Here is a 19,815-nt window from a genome sequence, read left to right on the forward strand (position 1 = left end):
TCTTTGCGCTCCTATCATTTTATTCAGTATCTTCCCGCCTGTAATCAACCCCTGTTTTTGCTTTCAGTTCCGCAAATAAAGCATTTGTTGATTCTGCCACCGGATAATTAGCCGCTATGAATGCCAATCGCGCCTCTTCTGCTTTTTGATGCACGTCGGGCCTTCGAAGAACTTCAACCAAGGTGTGCGCCAGTTCATCCGGCTGGTCAAACATAAAATCGCCAAGAGACTCATAATACGGATACGAGCGATTTCCGGACGATTTTCCGATCAGCACAGGCTTTTGAAACAGCATGGCTTCAAGACCGACTGTCGAGGTTTGCGTCACTGCGGCATCAACATACGGCAGCAAATCATAAAGCTCCAGCTCCTTTTTGATGACTCTGCATGCTTTATGTTTTTTCGCCGCAGCGTGATACAGATCAAGCTTGTTTTTTCCGATTTCCCACGGGTGGGGTTTGATAATAATTTGCAGCTGCTTCTGATCAGAAAGCCCCTGCAGCACACCGGAATAAAAGTCTTCTGAAAAGGGCTGAGTGGCAATGAGCACAATTTTTTTAGTCGGCTGAAAAGCAAGTTTTCGATAGAATATGGACATATCCATAGGCGTTCTGTTAAAAATCTGGTCGAAGCGGGGATGTCCCGTTACGAGAATCTGCTCGGGTTTACAGCCTTTTCGTATGAACCACTCTGCTTCATACGCACCAAAAACAGCTTGATAGGTTGTAAAAACAGGAATGAAGGCTTCATCTCCCATCAATGCGCCATGCTGAAGACAAATGCTGACGGCCCCTTTTCTTTGACACATGAGAGCGAGCACCCTGCTGTAAATGTCTTCTGCCGTTCCGACAATAACAGCTGAAATCTTTTCCTGTTCAAACAGCGCATCAACTGTATCAATGGCCTCTATAAATAAAGGAATATCTTTGAAAAGCCGGTCGCGAAACGCTTGATCACCAAATGCCGGGTGATCATCATAAGGGGCGAGAAGCGAACAGGCTGTTTCGAGATACTGCTTCGAATCGCCTTTTTGGCATGAATCCGCAATCTCCCGCTTGCTAATTACAGGCAGATCACAATAATGCGGCAAACTCCATCTGGCCAAAACAGCCGTTTTTTCAGGATCAAATTGATAGTAATTTTCGTTTGAAAAACGCAGGTAATCAAAGTGCAAAATGACTTTCCCTTTAACAGGTTTGACATTTGTTTTAACGATGTTTTGGATTCTTTCTTCAAAAAACGGCTGAATCTGTCCCTCATCGATATGCTGATCCACCGATCCGAATAATTCCGGTTCTTCTTCCATCATCACCCTCAGCTCAGGGCTGATGTATTGATAAAAATTACTGATAAGCCCAAGCGGAATCCCTTTGTAGCGAAGTTTGTCAAAAAGCTCCACGTACTTCCGGTACAGCACCCAATAATTGCTTAAATAGGCCGACAAGCTCTCACCCCATTCCAAGCTTTTTTAATGATTCACGCAGCTCTCGGCAATTTCGCTGCGGAGGAAGGTTCCTGACAAATTCATTTTTTTCTGATTCAAACAGCTGAAAGTGAATCGATTGGTCGGTAATATAATTCAGGTCCAGCTCCTCATCCAGTGGGTAAAACGGATAAAAATGATTGACTCTCCAAAAGAATCGCGCATCTCCTATACGGTAAAACGCCGGGCTTTCATCCCAATAGGAGCCAAACTTCTCCTTTACCTTCTCAAGCACCGAATACCTGTGCATCACCGAGCAATGATCAATTGCGCACGGTGCGTTCCATGTCACTTGAGCGGCAGGCCTGACAGTTTCTTTTACAATGTCGCGATTCTCGTTTAAATGATAGGTTTTGGAGGCTGAGTAAATCACAGCCTTTTCAGGATGGGTATCGAGCTCCCGCACCATTTTCAGGAGGCGGTCCGGCATATAGATGTTGTCATCCGTCGCATAGGTGATATATTCACCCTCCGCCATCTCAATCGCCTGATTGATCAGTGCCGCGTATCTCGTTTTTTCTGTTCTTTCCTTCACTCCAGATATATCGCTTTGATAAAAACGCACTCGGTTATCATTCAAAAAAGGACGGATTACATTCAGCGTCTCTTCATTGGAGTTGTCATCCATAATAAACAATTCAAAATCTGAAAACGTTTGTGAGAGTATGCTAGAAATGGACTTTGCCACATAATCGCTTTTGTTATAGCTCGTCATAATGACTGATACTTTAGGCAAATCCTACACCTCCTTCTTGGAACTTCACACCTGAAACTATCGTTATCTTATGTTGCTTATGCTCAAGTTGCGCTAGGGATACAAACCAATATGCGAAAAGTTTGTGTATGTCTCTGAAAAACAGCGGCTGCCCAGAGCGAAATCTGATCGGTCCGCTGTTCTTTTTCAGCATAATCCAAGCATCAGCCTCATAAGGTGAAAGAGATAAAAATCGCACCAGCGACTAAGATCGTTTTCCATCGGAGGTGAGTCATCGCGGAGCGTTCACCTATACATCCAGAACATGTTTTGAATGGTTTTCATAAAAAGGAGGAACGATATGAAACCGAAAAAAAATCAATATCAGCAAATGCAGGCATTTGATAATATGCAGGGGTATCAGCCTCAGTTTGGCGCCAACCCGTACCCGCAGCAAGGCCAAGGCTCACAAATGCAGCCAATGGGGATGCAGCCAATGATGCCAATGCAGCAGGGACAGCAAGGACAACAAGGACAGCAGGGATTTGGATTCCCGGGCCAGCAGCAGGGCGGCGGTTTTCAAATTCCATCGGGGCCTACACCGTCAGGACCGGGCCAAAGCGTTCCCGGCATGCTGCCTGTTGAGGAATCTTACATCGAGAATATTTTGCGCCTGAATCGGGGAAAAACGGCCACCATTTATATGACATTTGAAAACAGCAAGGAATGGGGCTCGAAGATTTTTCGCGGCGTCATCGAAGCTGCGGGCCGGGATCACATTATTATCAGCGACCCGAAATCAGGAACACGCTACCTGCTCCTGACAATCTACCTCGATTACATTACATTTGATGAAGAAATTGCTTATACGTATCCATATTCCATGGCGTCCTATTCGCCAAGATAAGAAAAAAGCCAATCACTCATATGATGAGGATTGGCTTTTTTGATTATAGATATTTGACGGCTGCGACAACGATCATAATCCAAGAAATAATAAACGCCACACCGCCGAGCGGGGTGATCGCTCCAAGAATGGAGATTTGCGTCACACTTAGAATATATAAGCTTCCGGAAAACAGCACAATTCCCGCAAACATCAGCCAGCCGGCTGTCGTGACACTGCCTATGCCGGATAATTTATCAGCCAGAAACGCGACAACGAATAACCCAAGGGCGTGATACATATGATACTGCACGCCTGTGTGCCAAACCTGAAGATATTTATCAGGTATTTTCCCTTCTAATCCGTGAGCGCCGAATGCTCCGAGTCCCACGGCAAGCAGGGCGTTAATAGCCCCTAATATGATAAAAACTTTCATCTATCTCTCCCGCCTTTTCGTTAAACTCATATCATTTATCTTATCGCACCTGCACCAAAATTCAATGTTTGTTCTCCGTTGACACGAGATTGTCGGATTTTCTCCTGCGCCAAAACTGGAACTGGTCAGCTGCTATTGCAGCAAGCGTCCCTAATACGAGCCCGTTGCTTAATAGAGAAATAAATACCGGATGCAATCCCTTTAACGCAGTTTCAGGAACAAACATGATACCGACCCCTGTCAGCAGTGAGATACCGATGATAGACCTCACCCTTTTTGATTCTTCTTTCTCATATGAATCAAATTCGGCAAAGGCCAGACCGCCCATTGCGGAGAACACAACAAAATTCACCGCAAATCCAACGGGTGACGGCAGGCTCGCAAACGTATTCATAAAAAACGGGATTACGCTGATCACGATAACCAGAATACTGCCGAGCATAAACGGTTTTTTAGAAGGCATTTTGGTCGTTTCAATAAAACCCGCGGCTCCCGAAATCGGAACAGGCGCAATAGCTCCCGTCAAACCGCTAAGCAGATGGCTGAATGAAGCGGCAAAACCGGCATGGCGTTCATGATGCTTTCCATCAGGCTGTTTGCTGAATTTTTTCACGGCGATGTCCACAACCTTCATGCTCGCCAGCATATTCACAATCAGCAAGATGGTAATAAAAATAGAAGTGATGATCAGGCCGCTGTTAAATAACGGTGTCCCAAAAGGAAACAGGGAAGGCAGCTGAAACAGCCGGTCCGGCATTTCAATCGGCTTTGCCGCTCCGGCAGCCGCAAACAGCACCCACCCGCCGAACAAGGCTAATAAAATAGAATATTGCTTAAAAAACATGATGTTCGAATTTGTCATTATAAAAGCGGCAGCGATCACAACAAGCGCCAGGCCAAATACAAGACCGTCCACCCCGTCCTGTCGATAACCGATTCCGAGAATTCCTTTTATAATGGGCTGACTCAGCTGCATGACAAGAAGCAATAAATAGACGCCCGTTACAACCGGAGTAAACAATTTTGCAAGTCTGTCAATGACCTTGAAAACACTTAACAAAAAGAAACATACAGCGCTTACAAGAAGAGCTCCCTGCAACCCCCGCAGTGTGTCTCCATATGTCGCAAACACAGTTCCCGTCAGCCCTGCGTAGATCGTATACACTCCCCACCACAAGCCGGCTGGGCTTTCATTGATCGGCAGTCTGTGGCCTTTCAAACACTGAATGACGGCGGCAATTCCCAGTACAAAAAAAGTGCTTTGAATCAATCTTGCAGAATCTGAGTGATCCAGATGAAACGACTGGGCAACCGCCACCGGAACAACAATCGCCGCAGCAATAATAAACGCTGTCCATTGCAGCGCGCCAAGAACCAATTTCACGTAAGCTCAACCTCTCTCTTTAAAAATCAAATAAAGACTCTCCGTTTCCATCCTCTTCCTGCTTCTCTTTTTCTTGCTTTCGATATTTGTTTAATCCCGCGCTCCCCATCATTTTTTCCATCATCAGCTGGTCTGTCGATGGCGGCGCGGCGGGACTTGGCGTAACGCTCGGCTGTATGCGGGGCGCGCTCGCGTTCTCCGGCTGATCAAGCACGACATCACACAGAGAACGGACAACCGCTACATAACGCTTCAGCTCCTCATCCCGTTCAGCTGTTTTTGCTTTTTTCAGCTCCTCTTCCATCTTTTGAATTAATGCAGATATATGAATGTTCATGAAGCACCCTCCAAAAAAATAAATGTTGTCTTCCTGCATTTTATCAAATTCCTGCTGTAAACGCAGATATGAGTTTGTTATTTTTTCTGACAAACCTTGCGCGATTGACAAGCAGAAGAGATTTTTCACATAATAAATCACCATACATTACAAAAAGGAGAAACGGAATGAACAGCATCCCCTCTATCATCAGTAAGCATAAAGCCTATTTTGCGGCGGGACATACGAGACCGCTTGAATCGAGACTGAACATTTTGCGAAAGCTGAAACAAACCGTCAGAACTCATGAAGCCGATCTCATAGCCGCTCTCTACCAGGATCTCCACAAATCCGAGCAAGAAGCATACTCAACAGAAATCGGAATCGTCTTGGAGGAAATCAGCTTTGTCATGAAACGGCTGAAAAAATGGTCCAAGCCGAAACGAGTCAAAACGCCGCTGACTCATCTAGGCTCCAAAAGCATCATCATTCCTGAGCCGTATGGAACCGTTTTGGTGATTGCACCTTGGAACTATCCCTTGCAGCTGGCGCTTTCTCCGTTGATTGGAGCCATTGCGGCGGGGAACACGGTCGTTCTCAAGCCATCAGAATATACGCCGGCTGTTTCTGCTATTCTTTCCAAACTCATCAGCAGCGTTTTTCCTACTGATTATGTCGCTATGGCAGAAGGCGGGCCCGATGTCAGCACAGCATTATTACAGCAGCCCTTTGACTACATTTTCTTTACAGGCAGTGTAGCTGTAGGAAAAATCGTCATGGAGGCCGCCGCCAAACAATTAATTCCCGTAACCTTGGAGCTCGGCGGCAAAAGCCCCTGCATCGTCCATAAAGATGCTGACATTCAGCTTGCCGCCAAACGCATCGTCTTCGGGAAATTTACAAATGCGGGACAAACCTGCATCGCACCGGATTATTTATTTGTCCACGAGGACATCAAAACGAAGCTCACAGAAGAAATGAAGCGTGCGATCAGAGAATTTTACGGCCCTCAGCCGGAACAGAATTCACAGTACGGCAAAATCGTCAGTGAGCGCCACTATCAGCGGCTGCTCAGCTTTCTGAATGACGGCATCCTGCTCACAGGCGGACAATCTGATCCCGATCATCACAAAATTGCGCCGACCATTCTCGAACAAGTGAGAGATGACTCTCAAGTGATGCAGGAGGAGATTTTCGGGCCGATTCTTCCGCTCTTTACATACCGGAATATCGGGGAAGTCATTGAAAAAGTCCAATCGCGCCCTAAGCCGCTCGCCCTGTATCTCTTCACCACAAACAAAGAAATTGAGCGCGCTGTTTTAGGAAATCTGTCGTTTGGCGGGGGCTGTGTCAATGATACGTTAATGCATGTGGCGACGCCGTATTTGCCATTCGGCGGCGTCGGGGAAAGCGGCATCGGCAGCTATCACGGGTTTGACAGTTTTAACACATTCACGCACAAAAAAAGCGTCGTCAAACAAACGAACCGCTTCGACTTCGCATTTCGTTATCCTTCCTCCAAAAATGGGCTGCGAATGATTCGAAAAATACTCAAATAAAAAAGCGCAGAGTATCTGCGCTTTTTACAAATCCTTAATACACCAATCAATCGGCGCCTCTCCCATTTTCTCCAAATAGGCATTCGCCCGGGAAAACGGTCTGCTCCCGAAAAATCCGTTTCTCGCCGAAAACGGGCTGGGATGCGTCGATTCAATGATAAAATGCTTGGACGTGTCGATCCGTTCTTTTTTCATTTGGGCATGCCGGCCCCATAAAATAAAGATAACCGGCTGCTCCCTTTCATTCAGCACGTCAATAATTCGGTCCGTCAGTCGCTCCCAGCCTTTTCCCTTATGGGAATTCGCCTGTCCGCGCCTTACTGTCAGCACAGTATTCAGCAAAAGAACACCTTGCTTTGCCCAGCTCACAAGCGACCCGTGATTCGGGATGCTGCACCCGATGTCCTGCTGCAGTTCAAGAAAAATATTTTTTAACGAAGGCGGCTGCTTTACACCGGGCTTGACAGAGAAGCTTAAACCTTGAGCCTGTCCCGGCCCGTGATACGGATCTTGTCCCAGAATGACGACCTTGACATCATCATATGATGTATAATGCAGCGCGTTGAAAATATCCCGGCTGTCCGGATAAATCGTTTGCTCCGCGTATTCCCGCTTCAGCATTTCTCTGAGCTCTTGATAATACGGTTTCTCAAACTCTTCCTTTAGCTGATTCCACCAGCTGTCTTGTAAAAGCTGTTTCAAGATTCAGGCCCCCTTACGAACGATGAAGTCTGGAATAGACAGGCTCGCCATCCCAAACCATTTCACTTTTTGCTTCCCGCCTCTTCATCTCAGGCTCTTCAAGCAGGACGGCAAAGTTTTTCGTCGGCAGCTCCCCGAGTCCGTGCTTTTCACTTAAACGATCCAAATATTGCTTCCGCTTGGCGCCAAGGTCCGCAGACTGATTGTCTCCCGCGTCACTGAAGGCATAAATCACACTGGCGCAAGGGACACGCTTCACCCGGTAATCCTTGGCCGCGCGTAAATAAAAATCCCAATCCCAGTAATTGTGCACATCAGCATCGAAATACCCGATTTCATCATGCAGAAAACGTCTGTACATGCTGCCCGACGGCACGTATGTAGAAAACACTCTCATATCCTCATAGTCAGCGGTATAAGCAAACAATTTCCGTGACACTGGATACCTTGTTCCGTTTTTCTCTTCAAACGAAACTATTTCCGCATCAGAATGAACGAAGTCTGCCGTTTCTATTTCCTTTGCCATTTTCTCGACATGCCCTGGCGTAAAGAAATCATCGTCATCACACAGCATAATGCAATCGCCAGACGCCTCTTTTACACCGGCATTTCTCGCAGCCACATGCCCCGAGTTCTTTTCTAAATTGATGACAGCAATCGGCAGCTCCGGATACAGTGCTTTGACCGGCACGACCGATTCCCCGGCATCATTCACAATAATAATTTCATACGGCTTCAAGGTCTGGCGGGAAATCGACTCCAAAAGCTCACACAGAGCCGGAATCCGATTATAGGTCACAATTACGATAGAAATCTTCATGATGCTCTCCTTCTCATTTTCATAGTCATGTACTATTAAAACATATATTGGACGGGAGATCAGTGGGAATATCCTACTGAAACAGGAAAGGAGACCTTGAGAATACCAGATGATTTGCTAAGCCTTCTATATTGTGATACAGAGAAAATCTAACTATAATGAAAGACAAAACATGATGGAGGTTCAAGACATGTCTATGCATAAAGCACTCACCATTGCCGGCTCAGATTCCAGCGGCGGTGCTGGGATTCAAGCTGATTTAAAAACATTTCAAGAAAAAAACGTATACGGGATGACCGCCTTAACGGTGATCGTTGCGATGGACCCAAACAACAGCTGGAACCATCAGGTATTCCCGATCGATACTGATACAATCCGCGCCCAGCTTGCAACAATTACGGACGGCATCGGCGTGGACGCCATGAAAACAGGAATGCTGCCAACCGTTGACATTATCGAGCTTGCGGCAAAAACGATCAAAGAAAAACAATTAAAAAATGTGGTAATTGACCCGGTTATGGTTTGCAAAGGTGCTAATGAAGTCCTTTATCCGGAGCACGCCCAAGCCCTGCGTGAGCAATTGGCTCCGCTAGCCACTGTCATTACGCCAAACTTGTTTGAAGCCAGCCAGCTCAGCGGCATGGATGAACTAAAAACAGTTGACGATATGATCGAAGCCGCGAAAAAAATTCACGCACTCGGCGCTCAATATGTCGTCATTACAGGCGGAGGCAAACTCAAACACGAGAAAGCCGTTGATGTTCTCTATGACGGAGAAACAGCGGAAGTCCTTGAAAGCGAAATGATCGATACGCCTTATACACATGGCGCAGGCTGTACATTCTCAGCAGCCGTGACAGCGGAGCTTGCCAAAGGTGCGGAAGTCAAAGAAGCCATTTACGCAGCGAAAGAATTCATCACAGCGGCCATTAAAGAATCCTTCCCGCTAAACCAGTATGTTGGTCCTACGAAGCATTCTGCACTGCGCCTGAATCAACAATCATAAAAAAAGGGGCTGCCTTACAGAGAGGCAGCCCTTTTTAAATCACCGAAGACTTTTCACAGAAAAAACTGCCGATCCCATCGGCAGCCTGTTTATTTGATTTTTAAATTGTTTGCAGATTTCCTCAAAAATGTTTCTATCGACTGAACAAAAAGTGCATATTCCTTCATTTGTTCATATGCCCGCGTGAGAATTTCCGCCGTTTCACTGTGCGGCGTTGTTCCGCCAAGCATTTTTTTCAGCTGAAGCAGCACATCCTTATATTCTTCTCGCTTATCTTCAACTTGGTTAGCAGCCTTTTCCAAACATTCCGGTGTTATCTTCTGTTCATGTATATTCAAGAAAACAACTCCTTTTACAGAAAAAAATAGTAGGTTATCGTTGAAGAATAGCACAGATGGCTCAGATTTCACATAAGAAAATAGAAGGATTTTCTACATAAGTGTCCAAATTCCGACATTCATTTCAGATTTCCCGGTCGCACTGGCTGTTACTTCATGATTTCCCGGGAAAGGAAAATATCTTGCACTAAAGACCTCTTCTCCGTTATTGATAAAGATTTCCACAGATGACGCGTCGAGAAACATGTGTACGGTATGCAAATCCTTGATGCGGCAATGTCTCGCTTCTGTTCTTTTTCCGTCAAAGCTCTTTCGTTCCAGCGTAACAATCCCCTCGTCTTTATGGAAGGAAAACGTAGCCGTTCCGCGGATACTGATTGAAAAGCCAGACTCCGTATGAATGTCTTCCAGTAGAATCTCAGTTCTTTCAGGTTTTTCCACTGGAAGCGCACCAGATGATCCATGCATGTTGATGTGTATTTTTTTCTCATTTCTGCGCATGGCTTTTAGCTCAGGCAGCGGCTGCTGAATCAGCTTCTGTCCTGAAAGCGTCAGCTGTCTCGGCAGCGTCATGCAGTGAATCCAGTGGCAGTCAATGGTCGGATGGGACCCTTCATCCTGATCAGGCACCGCCATCCATGCAAATAAAATCCGCCTTCCCTGATCGTCTTCAAGTGTTTGCGGCGCGTAAAAATCAAAACCTTGATCAAGCTCCGTAAATTCACCATGCTTCAGTTCAGGCTTGTTATAATCGAGGCGGCCGACAAAATAACCTGATTGATATACGTTCTGATAACGGAAACCGTCAGCCTCAAGCCCTTGAGGCGAAACAATCAGCACATCCGATCCTTGAAGGGAAAACAAATCAGGGCATTCCCACATGTATCCAAAATCGTCCAGCCCGTTGAAGCCCGCGCCGGTTATCGGGCCAAGAAATCTCCACTCTGTCAGGTTATCAGAAGCAAACAACACAGCCTGCCCTTTCAAATTCTCTGTTTGCGCACCAATCACCATATACCATGTGCCTTCATGCTCCCATACCTTCGGATCGCGAAAATGCGCCGTATATCCTTCCGGAAGGCGGGCGACGACACCCTTTTTCTCAAAGGACAGCCCGTCGTCAGAAACAGCAAGGCATTGATACGTTTCCCGATTTCCATCCTGATCCCTGACATTTCCTGTGTAAAAAAGATAGAGCCGATCGTCTTTCGTGACAGCGCTGCCCGAGTAGCAGCCGTTTTTATCAAACCAATCACTCGGAGCCAGCGCAATCTCTTCCCGCTTCCAATTCACAACATCCTGTGTCGTATAATGCCCCCAAAATTTTGCGCCGTGCCCCGTCTGAAACGGCTGCCACTGAAAGAATACATGATAGCTGCCCTTCCAATAAATCACGCCATTCGGGTCATTCAGCAGCCCAACCGGCGGCATGATATGAAAATGCTGGCGGTGCGGATCGCTGTTAGCGATGGGCTCTTTTTTCTCCACTTCTTCATAAGCCCGGCGACGAAGCTCCTGGTCATGTGCTGTCATTTTTTCCTCTCCTCATCCTCATTAATCTTCATGACAAATGCTGCAATGAACGCTGACACTGCCGCAATCGCCATGCCAATCAGATAGTGAATCAAGTTGCTGAAGCCAAACGGAGCCGCAATGGCGATCATCGGAATTCCCGTTAACCCGTAAGCGTTTGCAGCTACATGTGTAAAGACGACATATGCCCCACCCAATGCGCCTCCGATCATCGCGGCGATAAACGGTTTTCGGTAGCGCAGATTGACTCCGAATATGACGGGCTCAGTAATGCCGAGAAAAGCGGAAAATGCTGCCGGAAGCGCGATTTCTTTTGTCTTTGCCTTTTTCGCCATAAAGAAGACGGCAAGACCTGCCCCGCCCTGTGCGACATTCGCCATTGACCAGATCGGCAGCAAGTAGTTTTTGCCTATATCTGCAATTAGCCCTGCCTCAATCGCATGGAAGCTGTGATGAACGCCTGTCAGCACGATGAGTGAATACGTGCCCCCGAAAATCAGACCTGCGACAAAACCGGCATGGTCATATACATAAGTTAAAGCAACCGTAATGCCGGAGCCAAGCGCTCTGCCTAGAGGGCCAATCGCGATAAAAGCAACAAACCCGGTGACAATCACAGTAACAAATGGTGTAACAAGCAAATCCACCGCATGTGGAACCACTTTTCTCGTCCATTTCTCTACCTTGCTCATCACATACACCGCAAGCAGGACAGGGATAACAGTTCCCTGGTAGCCGAGAAGAGCGATATCAAATCCGAAAAGATGCATGTAATCAGGTGTCGCTTCCGCCAATCCCCATGGATTTAAAAGATTCGGATGAATCATGATTCCCCCGATGACCGCTCCCAAGTATGGATTGCTGCCAAACTCTTTTGAAGCGCTGACCCCGATTAGAATCGGCAAGAAAATGAATGCTGCACTTGAAAACATATCAAGCAGCTGCAAAAGCGCAGAATCCTTGCTCATCCAATGAAACGCATTGATCATACCCAGCAATCCCATTAATAGGCCGCTGGCTACAATAGCTGGGATGATTGGAACAAAAATATTAGAAAGCGTTTTCGCAAATCTCGCAGCGGGATTCAGCTTTTCTTTTGCCGCATCCTGATGATTGACGTGTTCTTCACGCTCGATATCAGCTTCTTTAGAAAAGGCATCGAATACTTTATTCACAAGGCCTGTTCCGAAAATGATCTGGTACTGGCCAGAGCTGCTGAAAGCCCCTTTAACGCCATCAAGCTCTTCTACTTGTGCTTGATCTATCTTTGATTCATCTTTCATCACTAAACGCAGTCTTGTTGCACAATGAGCCGCGCTGATAATATTTTCTTTCCCTCCGAGAAGCTCAATGAGGCGTTTTGCAGTCTCTTTGTAATCCATCTATTTCTCCCCCTTTTATTTAAACAAAAAAGACCTAAAATTCGCCAACGAATAAAGGACACAGCGATCCTTTTTCATTTACGCAAATTTTAGGTCTTGCCTGCTTTACCAGTCACAATCCCGCTTATTCAGATTAAGAATACGCTTTCATCATAAATCATGATAGCGTTTTCGTCAACTATTTTTTTAGTTAAATAGTTTGATATAACATGTAGACAAAAATTCGTAAAAATTAATTGTGAAATACTTCACAATATCGTGCTATACTATGCTCAATCATGAAAGAAAGCAGGAAAAGACAATGGAAACTCAAGCATTACAAAAGGTTGAACAGTATGCTTTGAAAAAACAAAACATATTCGCTTCAAGCAAAATCCGTTATGTGCTTCGGTCCATTTTGGCCAGTATATTTATTGGTTTTGGCATTACAGCCGCAAGCAAAACAGGCAGCTATTTCTTTATGGCTGATTCTCCGTTTGCCTTTCCGGCAGCCGCTGTCACTTTCGGGGCCGCTATTCTGATGATTGCTTACGGAGGCGGAGATTTATTTACCGGCAACACCTTTTATTTCACCTATACCGCGCTCCGGAAAAAAATCAGCTGGCGCGACACCCTATACTTGTGGATGTCAAGCTATGCCGGCAATTTAATCGGCGCCATTCTGTTTGCCATCCTGATCAGCGCGACGGGACTTTTTGAGGAGCCTTCTGTTCATTCCTTTTTGATTCATTTGGCAGAGCACAAAATGGAGCCGCCGGCTTCCGAATTGTTTTTCAGAGGAATGCTGTGCAATTGGCTTGTGTGCCTCGCCTTTTTCATTCCAATGTCTCTCAAAGGGGAAGGAGCAAAGCTTTTTACCATGATGCTTTTCGTTTTCTGCTTCTTTATTTCCGGCTTTGAACACAGCATTGCCAATATGTGCACATTCGCCATCTCGCTTTTGATCGAGCACCCTGATACAGTGACACTGATGGGAGCAGTCAGAAACTTAATCCCCGTTACGCTCGGCAATCTGACCGCGGGAATAGTTATGATGGGCTGGATGTACTACACACTGAATCCTGATCAATAAAAAAACTTCCAGAGATCACTCCCTGCAAGTCAAAGCGGTTATTCCGAGAGATCTTGAAGACGCTGGACATGCAGCGTGATATAGCCGGCCTCGGATTCCGGCAAATGTAATTGATATTCATTTTTCAAAAACTCCGCCAGCTCCAGCGCACATTGATAGGCGAATGAATACTTTTTTTGGATGAAATAAAGCATCTCCTCGTCCATACGATGGAGCGCTTCATTTGATTCCAACCGGCTGACCGCGTATCGCAAATGCGTGACAAGGCGTTGATAGGAAATGCTGTTTTCATCCACCTTTCGATTAAAGTATTGTTCTATTTTCTCTATCATTTCTTTGATCATGGTCGTATGCTTCAGCGCTGAATACATGCTCTCCGCATCCATCTTCGCCGTATGGATGTGAAGGGCAATATAACCCGCTTCATCTTCAGGCAGAGACACGCCCAATGTCTCTTTTACATGTCCGATCGCCCACAGGCCGATCTCATATTCTTTTTTATAGAGCGCCTTTATCTCATGCAGCAATTTATTCTGCACAAGCAGCCCATTTTGAATCCTTTCGATCGCAAAGGACAAATGGTCGGAAAGCGCGATATGAATGTGATCGCTCAGCGGCGCCGCGAGCTCTCCTTCCGCATAGCTGATGATATCCTCAGCTATTTCTATATGCTCCTCCGGCAGTGTTTGCAGGATTTGTTTGAACTTTTCATTCTCGTCGCGCACGACAAAGATCTTTTCCACTTTATTCATAGGGATGAGATCATTTTTCTTTTTTTGAAAAGCGATTCCCGGTCCCATCACGATTTTTTCCTGATCATCCTCTTTTATTAAAGCCGCATTGTTGTTTAATACTTTATAGATTTTCAAGAGGTTATCTCTCCCGCCAATTTGCTTTTGACTGGGATTTTACCTCCTTTTGACCGCCATGTAAAGATGCGGGCCCGCTCTCTCCTGCTTTGGCGATTCCTTGAAGGCTTGCAAACATCTTCTTTTATAAAGCGCGGCGGCTTTCGCTTTCTGCTTTTCTTCCTCATTCACAGCCATCCGCCATTCATAAAACGAAACGAGTCCTGCGGCCTGCACAGCCGCCTTTCTTTGGTATGTACGCTGAGCCGAATAGACCGCGGCAGCCGCAGTTTTTCTGTCCGGCGTCACCCAGTTCATCAAAAAGACCATCCACACCCGTAAAGATACAAGCAAACGTTTCATAGAAAAACATCCCTCCGCTTCTTTTTGGCAGGCAGCCTTTTTAGCAGCCCGTTTTCTCAGCCGCAGCCCGCAAGAAAAGACGGCCGATTTCTTTTCTCGCAAACTAGCGGCTCTAGCAAAACTCATGACTCTATGATAGACCGTGGAAAGAGAATTCTTTGTCACAATATGAGTGAAAAAACCAACTAGTTTTTAGAAGTTTTGTTGAAAGCTGAAAGAATTGAAATGAAAATTGGAGAACCGCTTTGAAAACTTTATACACAAGTTATCCCAAAGATAAGAACAACTTAATCACAAGAGATATCCACATGTCCACAAACTCTATCTATATTTTGTATACGAACGTATATTCCTAACTATATATATACACAGGTTTATTCACTTATACACAGGGTTCTGTGTATAACTCCTTCGTTATACACAAACAAAATCCAATAAATGGTCCAAATGACACAAGGATTTTTTTGAATTTTCAAGAAATATATACTAGATCTTTCACATTTTTTCTAAATACAAAGGGGGAAACACATTGAAAAAGGGGATCATTCGCTTTCTGCTTGTAAGTTTCGTCTTATTTTTTGCGTTATCCACAGGCATTACGGGCGTTCAGGCAGCTCCGGCTTCTTCAAAAACGTCGGCTGATCTGGAAAAAGCCGAGGTATTCGGTGATATCGATATGACGACAAGCAAAAAAACAACCGTTATAGTGGAATTAAAAGAAAAATCCTTGGCAGAAGCGAAGGAAGCGGGAGAAAGCCAATCGAAAAGCAAGCTGAAAACCGCTCGCACCAAAGCAAAAAACAAAGCAATCAAAGCAGTGAAAAACGGAAAAGTAAACCGGGAATATGAGCAGGTATTCTCAGGCTTCTCTATGAAGCTTCCAGCTAATGAGATTCCAAAACTTCTAGCGGTAAAAGACGTTAAGGCAGTGTACCCGAACGTCACATATAAAACAGACAATATGAAGGATAAAGACGTCACAATCTCCGAAGACGCCGTATCTCCGCAAATGGATGACAGTGCGCCTTATATCGGAGCAAACGATGCATGGGATTTAGGCTACACAGGAAAAGGCATCAAGGTGGCGATTATTGACACTGGGGTTGAATACAATCACCCAGATCTGAAGAAAAACTTTGGACAATATAAAGGATACGATTTTGTGGACAATGATTACGATCCAAAAGAAACACCAACCGGCGATCCGAGGGGCGAGGCAACTGACCATGGCACACACGTAGCCGGAACTGTGGCTGCAAACGGAACGATTAAAGGCGTAGCGCCTGATGCCACACTTCTTGCTTATCGTGTGTTAGGGCCTGGCGGAAGCGGCACAACGGAAAACGTCATCGCGGGCGTGGAACGTGCAGTGCAGGACGGGGCAGATGTGATGAACCTGTCTCTCGGAAACTCTTTAAACAACCCGGACTGGGCGACAAGCACAGCGCTTGACTGGGCCATGTCAGAAGGCGTTGTCGCTGTTACCTCAAACGGCAACAGCGGACCGAACGGCTGGACAGTCGGATCGCCGGGCACATCAAGAGAAGCGATTTCTGTCGGTGCGACTCAGCTGCCGCTCAATGAATACGCCGTCACTTTCGGCTCCTACTCTTCAGCAAAAGTGATGGGCTACAACAAAGAGGACGACGTCAAAGCGCTCAATAACAAAGAAGTTGAGCTTGTCGAAGCGGGAATCGGCGAAGCAAAGGATTTTGAAGGGAAAGACCTGACAGGCAAAGTCGCCGTTGTCAAACGAGGCAGCATTGCATTTGTGGATAAAGCGGATAACGCTAAAAAAGCCGGTGCAATCGGCATGGTTGTGTATAACAACCTCTCTGGAGAAATTGAAGCCAATGTGCCAGGCATGTCTGTCCCAACGATTAAGCTTTCATTAGAAGACGGCGAAAAACTCGTCAGCGCCCTGAAAGCTGGTGAGACAAAAACAACATTCAAGTTGACGGTCTCAAAAGCGCTCGGTGAACAAGTCGCTGATTTCTCATCACGCGGCCCTGTTATGGATACGTGGATGATTAAGCCTGATATTTCCGCGCCAGGGGTCAATATCGTGAGCACGATCCCAACACACGATCCTGACCATCCATACGGCTACGGATCAAAACAAGGAACAAGCATGGCATCGCCTCATATTGCCGGAGCGGTTGCCGTTATTAAACAAGCCAAACCAAAGTGGAGCGTTGAACAGATTAAAGCCGCCATCATGAATACCGCTGTCACTTTAAAGGATAGCGATGGGGAAGTATATCCGCATAACGCTCAAGGCGCAGGCAGCGCAAGAATCATGAACGCAATCAAAGCAGATTCGCTCGTCTCACCTGGAAGCTATTCATACGGCACGTTCTTGAAGGAAAACGGAAACGAAACGAAAAAAGAAACGTTTACGATTGAAAATCAATCTTCCATTAGAAAATCATACACACTGGAATACTCATTTAATGGCAGCGGCATCTCCACATCCGGCACAAGCCGTGTTGTGATTCCGGCACATCAAACCGGGAAAGCCACTGCAAAAGTAAAGGTCAATACGAAGAAAACAAAAGCTGGCACCTATGAAGGAACGGTTATCGTCAGAGAAGGCGGAAAAACGGTCGCTAAGGTACCTACATTGCTGATTGTGAAAGAACCCGATTATCCGAGAGTCACATCTGTCTCTGTCAGCGAAGGGTCTGTACAAGGCACCTATCAAATTGAAACCTACCTTCCTGCGGGAGCGGAAGAGCTGGCGTTCCTCGTCTATGACAGCAACCTTGATTTCGCAGGCCAAGCCGGCATTTATAAAAACCAAGATAAAGGTTACCAGTACTTTGACTGGGACGGCACGATTAATGGCGGAACCAAACTTCCGGCCGGAGAGTATTACTTGCTCGCATATGCCGCGAACAAAGGCAAGTCAAGCCAGGTTTTGACCGAAGAACCTTTCACTGTTGAATAAGAAAAAGCCCTGCCGAATCGGCAGGGCTTTTTAAAGATCAGTCAGCAAACGCCTCCTGCAATAATCGATACGATCGGAGCTTATCTTCAAAATGATGTGTGATGGTCACCACCATGATTTCCTCTGTTTCATACGCTTTACTCAAAGCTAGCAGCCGCTCCTTAACCTGTTCTTTCGTACCGACAATCATTCGATTTCGATTATCAGCAATTCGTCTCTGTTCATAAGGAGAATACGTATTTTTCCGAACAGCTTCATACGAAGGAACTCCCTCTAAAGGAATACCCTGCTCTCCCGCCAAAAGTGTAAAATCAAGCACAGCCCCAAGCTCCTCTGCCTTCTCCTCCGTGTCAGCACAAAGAACAAAAACAGCAACTGCCGCTCGAGGCGTATCTCCTAACACAGATGGTTTGAATCGCCTCTTATACTGTCTGACAGTACCCTCTCCGCCCTCTCCATTGATAAAATGGGCAAACATATAGCCAGCGCCAGATTCAGCTGCGAGCAGCGCGCTTTCTCCAGATGAGCCGAGCAGCCACACATCCGGAGCCGTTGAAATATGCGGCGCAGCCGTCAGATTCGGAAAACGGTGTTTATCATCCGCCAAATCATGCAAATACATGGTCAGCTCCTTGATTTGCTGCGGATACTGATCAGCATTGCGCTTTCCGCCGTCATTCAGCGCCCATGATGCAATCGGCATTCCCCCCGGTGCTCTGCCAAGCCCCAGGTCAATTCTTCCTGGTGTCAGCCCCTCCAGAACACGAAAGTTTTCAGCTACTTTATAAGCACTGTAATGCGGCAGCATGACTCCTCCTGATCCAACACGGATTCGCTTTGTTTTCGCCGCTATATGACTGATTAGCACCTCAGGACTGGACCCTGCCAGCCGTTTTGAAAAGTGATGCTCAGAAACCCAAAATCTCTTATATCCAAGGTCCTCAGCAGCTTGGGCAAGCGCAACGGTTTGCTGTAAGGCCGTTTCTGCATTGCTGCCCTCTGATACTGGAGATTGATCTAATATACTTAATGAAACCATCCCTACCACCTCATCCTCATCGTATCACTGATCTTCTACTTTTTCTCCAAAGCCGCTCACATTGCTTATCAGTGTCCCCTATCATTCGCCATTTATTTGTGAAAGCCTGTCCCTATTTGTCGGAATATGTTACACGTGAAACATAAAAACCTCTCCAGACGGAGAGGTTTGCTTTAGTTTTTATTAAAGCCCTTTTCTTTCACGTAGTCATTTAAATACGTACGCGGCTTTTGCTTCATAAAGTTCAGTATTTGATCGGACCACGTTTCTTCCCGCTGCCCGTTTGTTCTTTCTCTATAGTAATCAGAAATGGTTTTGTCATACGTATTCATAGTATGACGGAAATCGTCTGTGTTCACATTATACGTATTCTCATGATAAACGGCCTGCTTTGGCAATCTCGGTTTTTTGCCGGAAAGGTTCGCAGGATGGCCTACTGCCAGTCCGAAAAGCGGGAGCACATGGTCAGGCGTTTGCAGCACCTCTGTCACCTTGTCCAGTTCATTCCGAATGCCGCCGATATAGCAAATGCCAAGCCCCATGGATTCAGCGGCAATGCTCATATTTTGCGCTGCCAGCGCCGCATCAATCAAACTAACCATAAACATTTCTGTATTCTCGAGCAGCTCAGAAATATGTTCACCTTTTTCCTCAGCCAGTTTTTGATGGCGGTACAAATCCGCACAAAATACAAAAAAGTGTCCGTTCTTCTCAACGTAAGGCTGATTCCCAGCAAGCACGGACAGCTCACGTTTTTTCTCAGGATCAGAAACCCCGATAATCGAATATGCCTGCACATAGCTGGATGTAGACGCAGCCTGCGCACTTTTCACTAATGTATCAATTTCTTCAGCTGTCAAAAGCTGATCAGTAAAAGACCGGATTGACCGATGATTCAAAATGGTTTCGATTGTGTTATTCATCACAAAAACCTCCTTATCACTTTTTATCATATCCGAAAAAAAGTGATCTCAAAAGCGAAATGCTCTGCACAAAAAAAGACA

19 protein-coding genes are annotated in these 19,815 nt (G+C 46.1%); 5 read left to right on the plus strand and 14 right to left on the minus strand.

Translation table 11 applies throughout. The features are described 5' to 3' along the window. Nucleotides 1–19 precede the first annotated feature (19 nt). Together MHB62_RS19655 and spsA are read right to left on the minus strand one after the other, a co-directional pair. Nucleotides 20–1,444 carry a CDP-glycerol glycerophosphotransferase family protein gene (locus MHB62_RS19655; protein WP_032722713.1) on the minus strand — a complete coding sequence of 475 codons (1,425 nt, stop codon included), beginning with the start codon at nt 1,442–1,444 and terminating at the stop codon, nt 20–22. Nucleotides 1,445–1,448: 4 nt separating this feature from the next. Continuing rightward, nucleotides 1,449–2,219, minus strand: coding sequence for a spore coat dTDP-glycosyltransferase SpsA (spsA, locus tag MHB62_RS19660; protein ID WP_015250957.1), 771 nt, complete (start codon nt 2,217–2,219; stop codon nt 1,449–1,451). A 319-nt stretch (nt 2,220–2,538) separates the two neighbouring features. Here spsA and gerQ point away from each other — a divergent pair, with 319 nt between their 5' ends. Further along, complete coding sequence (gerQ, locus tag MHB62_RS19665; protein ID WP_014481253.1) at nt 2,539–3,084, plus strand: spore coat protein GerQ; 546 nt, start codon at nt 2,539–2,541, stop codon at nt 3,082–3,084. A gap of 43 nt (nt 3,085–3,127) precedes the next feature. Here gerQ and MHB62_RS19670 read toward each other — a convergent pair whose 3' ends face one another. The 3 genes from MHB62_RS19670 to MHB62_RS19680 form a co-directional block, all read right to left on the minus strand. Then, nucleotides 3,128–3,499, minus strand: a complete 372-nt coding sequence (locus MHB62_RS19670; RefSeq protein ID WP_003227446.1) for a DUF423 domain-containing protein — start codon at nt 3,497–3,499, stop codon at nt 3,128–3,130. 61 nt (nt 3,500–3,560) lie between these two features. Further along, nucleotides 3,561–4,883 (minus strand): purine/pyrimidine permease, encoded by a 1,323-nt coding sequence (locus tag MHB62_RS19675; protein ID WP_032722714.1) that lies wholly within the window; start codon nt 4,881–4,883, stop codon nt 3,561–3,563. 19 nt (nt 4,884–4,902) lie between these two features. Next, nucleotides 4,903–5,220: a YwdI family protein gene (locus tag MHB62_RS19680; protein ID WP_003243806.1), complete on the minus strand. Its 318-nt coding sequence runs from the start codon at nt 5,218–5,220 to the stop codon at nt 4,903–4,905. A 167-nt stretch (nt 5,221–5,387) separates the two neighbouring features. Here MHB62_RS19680 and MHB62_RS19685 point away from each other — a divergent pair, with 167 nt between their 5' ends. After that, a complete protein-coding gene (locus MHB62_RS19685; RefSeq protein ID WP_032722715.1) occupies nt 5,388–6,758 on the plus strand; it encodes an aldehyde dehydrogenase in 1,371 nt (456 codons plus the stop codon). Nucleotides 6,759–6,782: 24 nt separating this feature from the next. On the opposite strand, the gene MHB62_RS19690 is transcribed toward MHB62_RS19685, so the two are convergent. Further along, a complete protein-coding gene (locus tag MHB62_RS19690; protein WP_015384978.1) occupies nt 6,783–7,460 on the minus strand; it encodes a uracil-DNA glycosylase in 678 nt (225 codons plus the stop codon). A gap of 13 nt (nt 7,461–7,473) precedes the next feature. Beyond that, nucleotides 7,474–8,280 (minus strand): glycosyltransferase family 2 protein, encoded by an 807-nt coding sequence (locus MHB62_RS19695; RefSeq protein ID WP_017696218.1) that lies wholly within the window; start codon nt 8,278–8,280, stop codon nt 7,474–7,476. A gap of 190 nt (nt 8,281–8,470) precedes the next feature. Here MHB62_RS19695 and MHB62_RS19700 point away from each other — a divergent pair, with 190 nt between their 5' ends. Then, nucleotides 8,471–9,286, plus strand: coding sequence for a bifunctional hydroxymethylpyrimidine kinase/phosphomethylpyrimidine kinase (locus MHB62_RS19700; RefSeq protein WP_003242645.1), 816 nt, complete (start codon nt 8,471–8,473; stop codon nt 9,284–9,286). Nucleotides 9,287–9,375: 89 nt separating this feature from the next. On the opposite strand, the gene MHB62_RS19705 is transcribed toward MHB62_RS19700, so the two are convergent. The 3 genes from MHB62_RS19705 to scrA form a co-directional block, all read right to left on the minus strand. Next, a complete protein-coding gene (locus tag MHB62_RS19705) occupies nt 9,376–9,624 on the minus strand; it encodes a hypothetical protein (protein ID WP_003243437.1) in 249 nt (82 codons plus the stop codon). 93 nt (nt 9,625–9,717) lie between these two features. Then, nucleotides 9,718–11,157, minus strand: a complete 1,440-nt coding sequence (gene sacA, locus MHB62_RS19710) for a sucrose-6-phosphate hydrolase (RefSeq protein ID WP_003227428.1) — start codon at nt 11,155–11,157, stop codon at nt 9,718–9,720. Continuing rightward, complete coding sequence (scrA, locus tag MHB62_RS19715) at nt 11,154–12,539, minus strand: PTS system sucrose transporter subunit IIBC (protein ID WP_003227426.1); 1,386 nt, start codon at nt 12,537–12,539, stop codon at nt 11,154–11,156. Before scrA ends, sacA begins: the two co-directional genes overlap by 4 nt. A 301-nt stretch (nt 12,540–12,840) precedes the next feature. Between scrA and MHB62_RS19720 the strand changes: the two genes are divergently transcribed. Continuing rightward, nucleotides 12,841–13,611 (plus strand): formate/nitrite transporter family protein, encoded by a 771-nt coding sequence (locus MHB62_RS19720; protein WP_003243563.1) that lies wholly within the window; start codon nt 12,841–12,843, stop codon nt 13,609–13,611. Nucleotides 13,612–13,649: 38 nt separating this feature from the next. Here MHB62_RS19720 and sacT read toward each other — a convergent pair whose 3' ends face one another. Further along, nucleotides 13,650–14,480 carry a sac operon transcriptional antiterminator SacT gene (gene sacT, locus MHB62_RS19725; protein ID WP_003227423.1) on the minus strand — a complete coding sequence of 277 codons (831 nt, stop codon included), beginning with the start codon at nt 14,478–14,480 and terminating at the stop codon, nt 13,650–13,652. Nucleotides 14,481–14,519: 39 nt separating this feature from the next. Continuing rightward, nucleotides 14,520–14,822, minus strand: a complete 303-nt coding sequence (locus MHB62_RS19730) for a hypothetical protein (protein WP_003222155.1) — start codon at nt 14,820–14,822, stop codon at nt 14,520–14,522. Between the two features lie 529 nt (nt 14,823–15,351). Between MHB62_RS19730 and vpr the strand changes: the two genes are divergently transcribed. Continuing rightward, nucleotides 15,352–17,772: a serine protease Vpr gene (gene vpr / locus MHB62_RS19735; protein ID WP_032722717.1), complete on the plus strand. Its 2,421-nt coding sequence runs from the start codon at nt 15,352–15,354 to the stop codon at nt 17,770–17,772. Between the two features lie 37 nt (nt 17,773–17,809). Here vpr and MHB62_RS19740 read toward each other — a convergent pair whose 3' ends face one another. Both MHB62_RS19740 and nfsA read right to left on the minus strand, forming a co-directional pair. After that, nucleotides 17,810–18,811 (minus strand): LLM class flavin-dependent oxidoreductase, encoded by a 1,002-nt coding sequence (locus MHB62_RS19740; protein ID WP_032722719.1) that lies wholly within the window; start codon nt 18,809–18,811, stop codon nt 17,810–17,812. Between the two features lie 173 nt (nt 18,812–18,984). Then, nucleotides 18,985–19,734: an oxygen-insensitive NADPH nitroreductase gene (gene nfsA / locus MHB62_RS19745; RefSeq protein ID WP_017696211.1), complete on the minus strand. Its 750-nt coding sequence runs from the start codon at nt 19,732–19,734 to the stop codon at nt 18,985–18,987. Nucleotides 19,735–19,815 lie beyond the last annotated feature (81 nt).

The sequence above is a fragment of the Bacillus sp. FSL K6-0255 genome (assembly GCF_045040725.1).
GTDB classification, from domain to species: domain Bacteria; phylum Bacillota; class Bacilli; order Bacillales; family Bacillaceae; genus Bacillus; species Bacillus subtilis.

Excerpts from the sequence above, each read along its gene's own strand:
- gerQ (WP_014481253.1), top strand. The coding sequence starts at position 2,539 with ATGAAACCGAAAAAAAATCAATATCAGCAAATGCAGGCATTTGATAAT.
- MHB62_RS19670 (WP_003227446.1), bottom strand. The coding sequence starts at position 3,499 with ATGAAAGTTTTTATCATATTAGGGGCTATTAACGCCCTGCTTGCCGTG.
- MHB62_RS19680 (WP_003243806.1), bottom strand. The coding sequence starts at position 5,220 with ATGAACATTCATATATCTGCATTAATTCAAAAGATGGAAGAGGAGCTG.
- MHB62_RS19685 (WP_032722715.1), top strand. The coding sequence starts at position 5,388 with ATGAACAGCATCCCCTCTATCATCAGTAAGCATAAAGCCTATTTTGCG.
- MHB62_RS19695 (WP_017696218.1), bottom strand. The coding sequence starts at position 8,280 with ATGAAGATTTCTATCGTAATTGTGACCTATAATCGGATTCCGGCTCTG.
- MHB62_RS19700 (WP_003242645.1), top strand. The coding sequence starts at position 8,471 with ATGTCTATGCATAAAGCACTCACCATTGCCGGCTCAGATTCCAGCGGC.
- sacA (WP_003227428.1), bottom strand. The coding sequence starts at position 11,157 with ATGACAGCACATGACCAGGAGCTTCGTCGCCGGGCTTATGAAGAAGTG.
- scrA (WP_003227426.1), bottom strand. The coding sequence starts at position 12,539 with ATGGATTACAAAGAGACTGCAAAACGCCTCATTGAGCTTCTCGGAGGG.
- MHB62_RS19720 (WP_003243563.1), top strand. The coding sequence starts at position 12,841 with ATGGAAACTCAAGCATTACAAAAGGTTGAACAGTATGCTTTGAAAAAA.
- MHB62_RS19730 (WP_003222155.1), bottom strand. The coding sequence starts at position 14,822 with ATGAAACGTTTGCTTGTATCTTTACGGGTGTGGATGGTCTTTTTGATG.
- MHB62_RS19740 (WP_032722719.1), bottom strand. The coding sequence starts at position 18,811 with ATGGTTTCATTAAGTATATTAGATCAATCTCCAGTATCAGAGGGCAGC.
- nfsA (WP_017696211.1), bottom strand. The coding sequence starts at position 19,734 with ATGAATAACACAATCGAAACCATTTTGAATCATCGGTCAATCCGGTCT.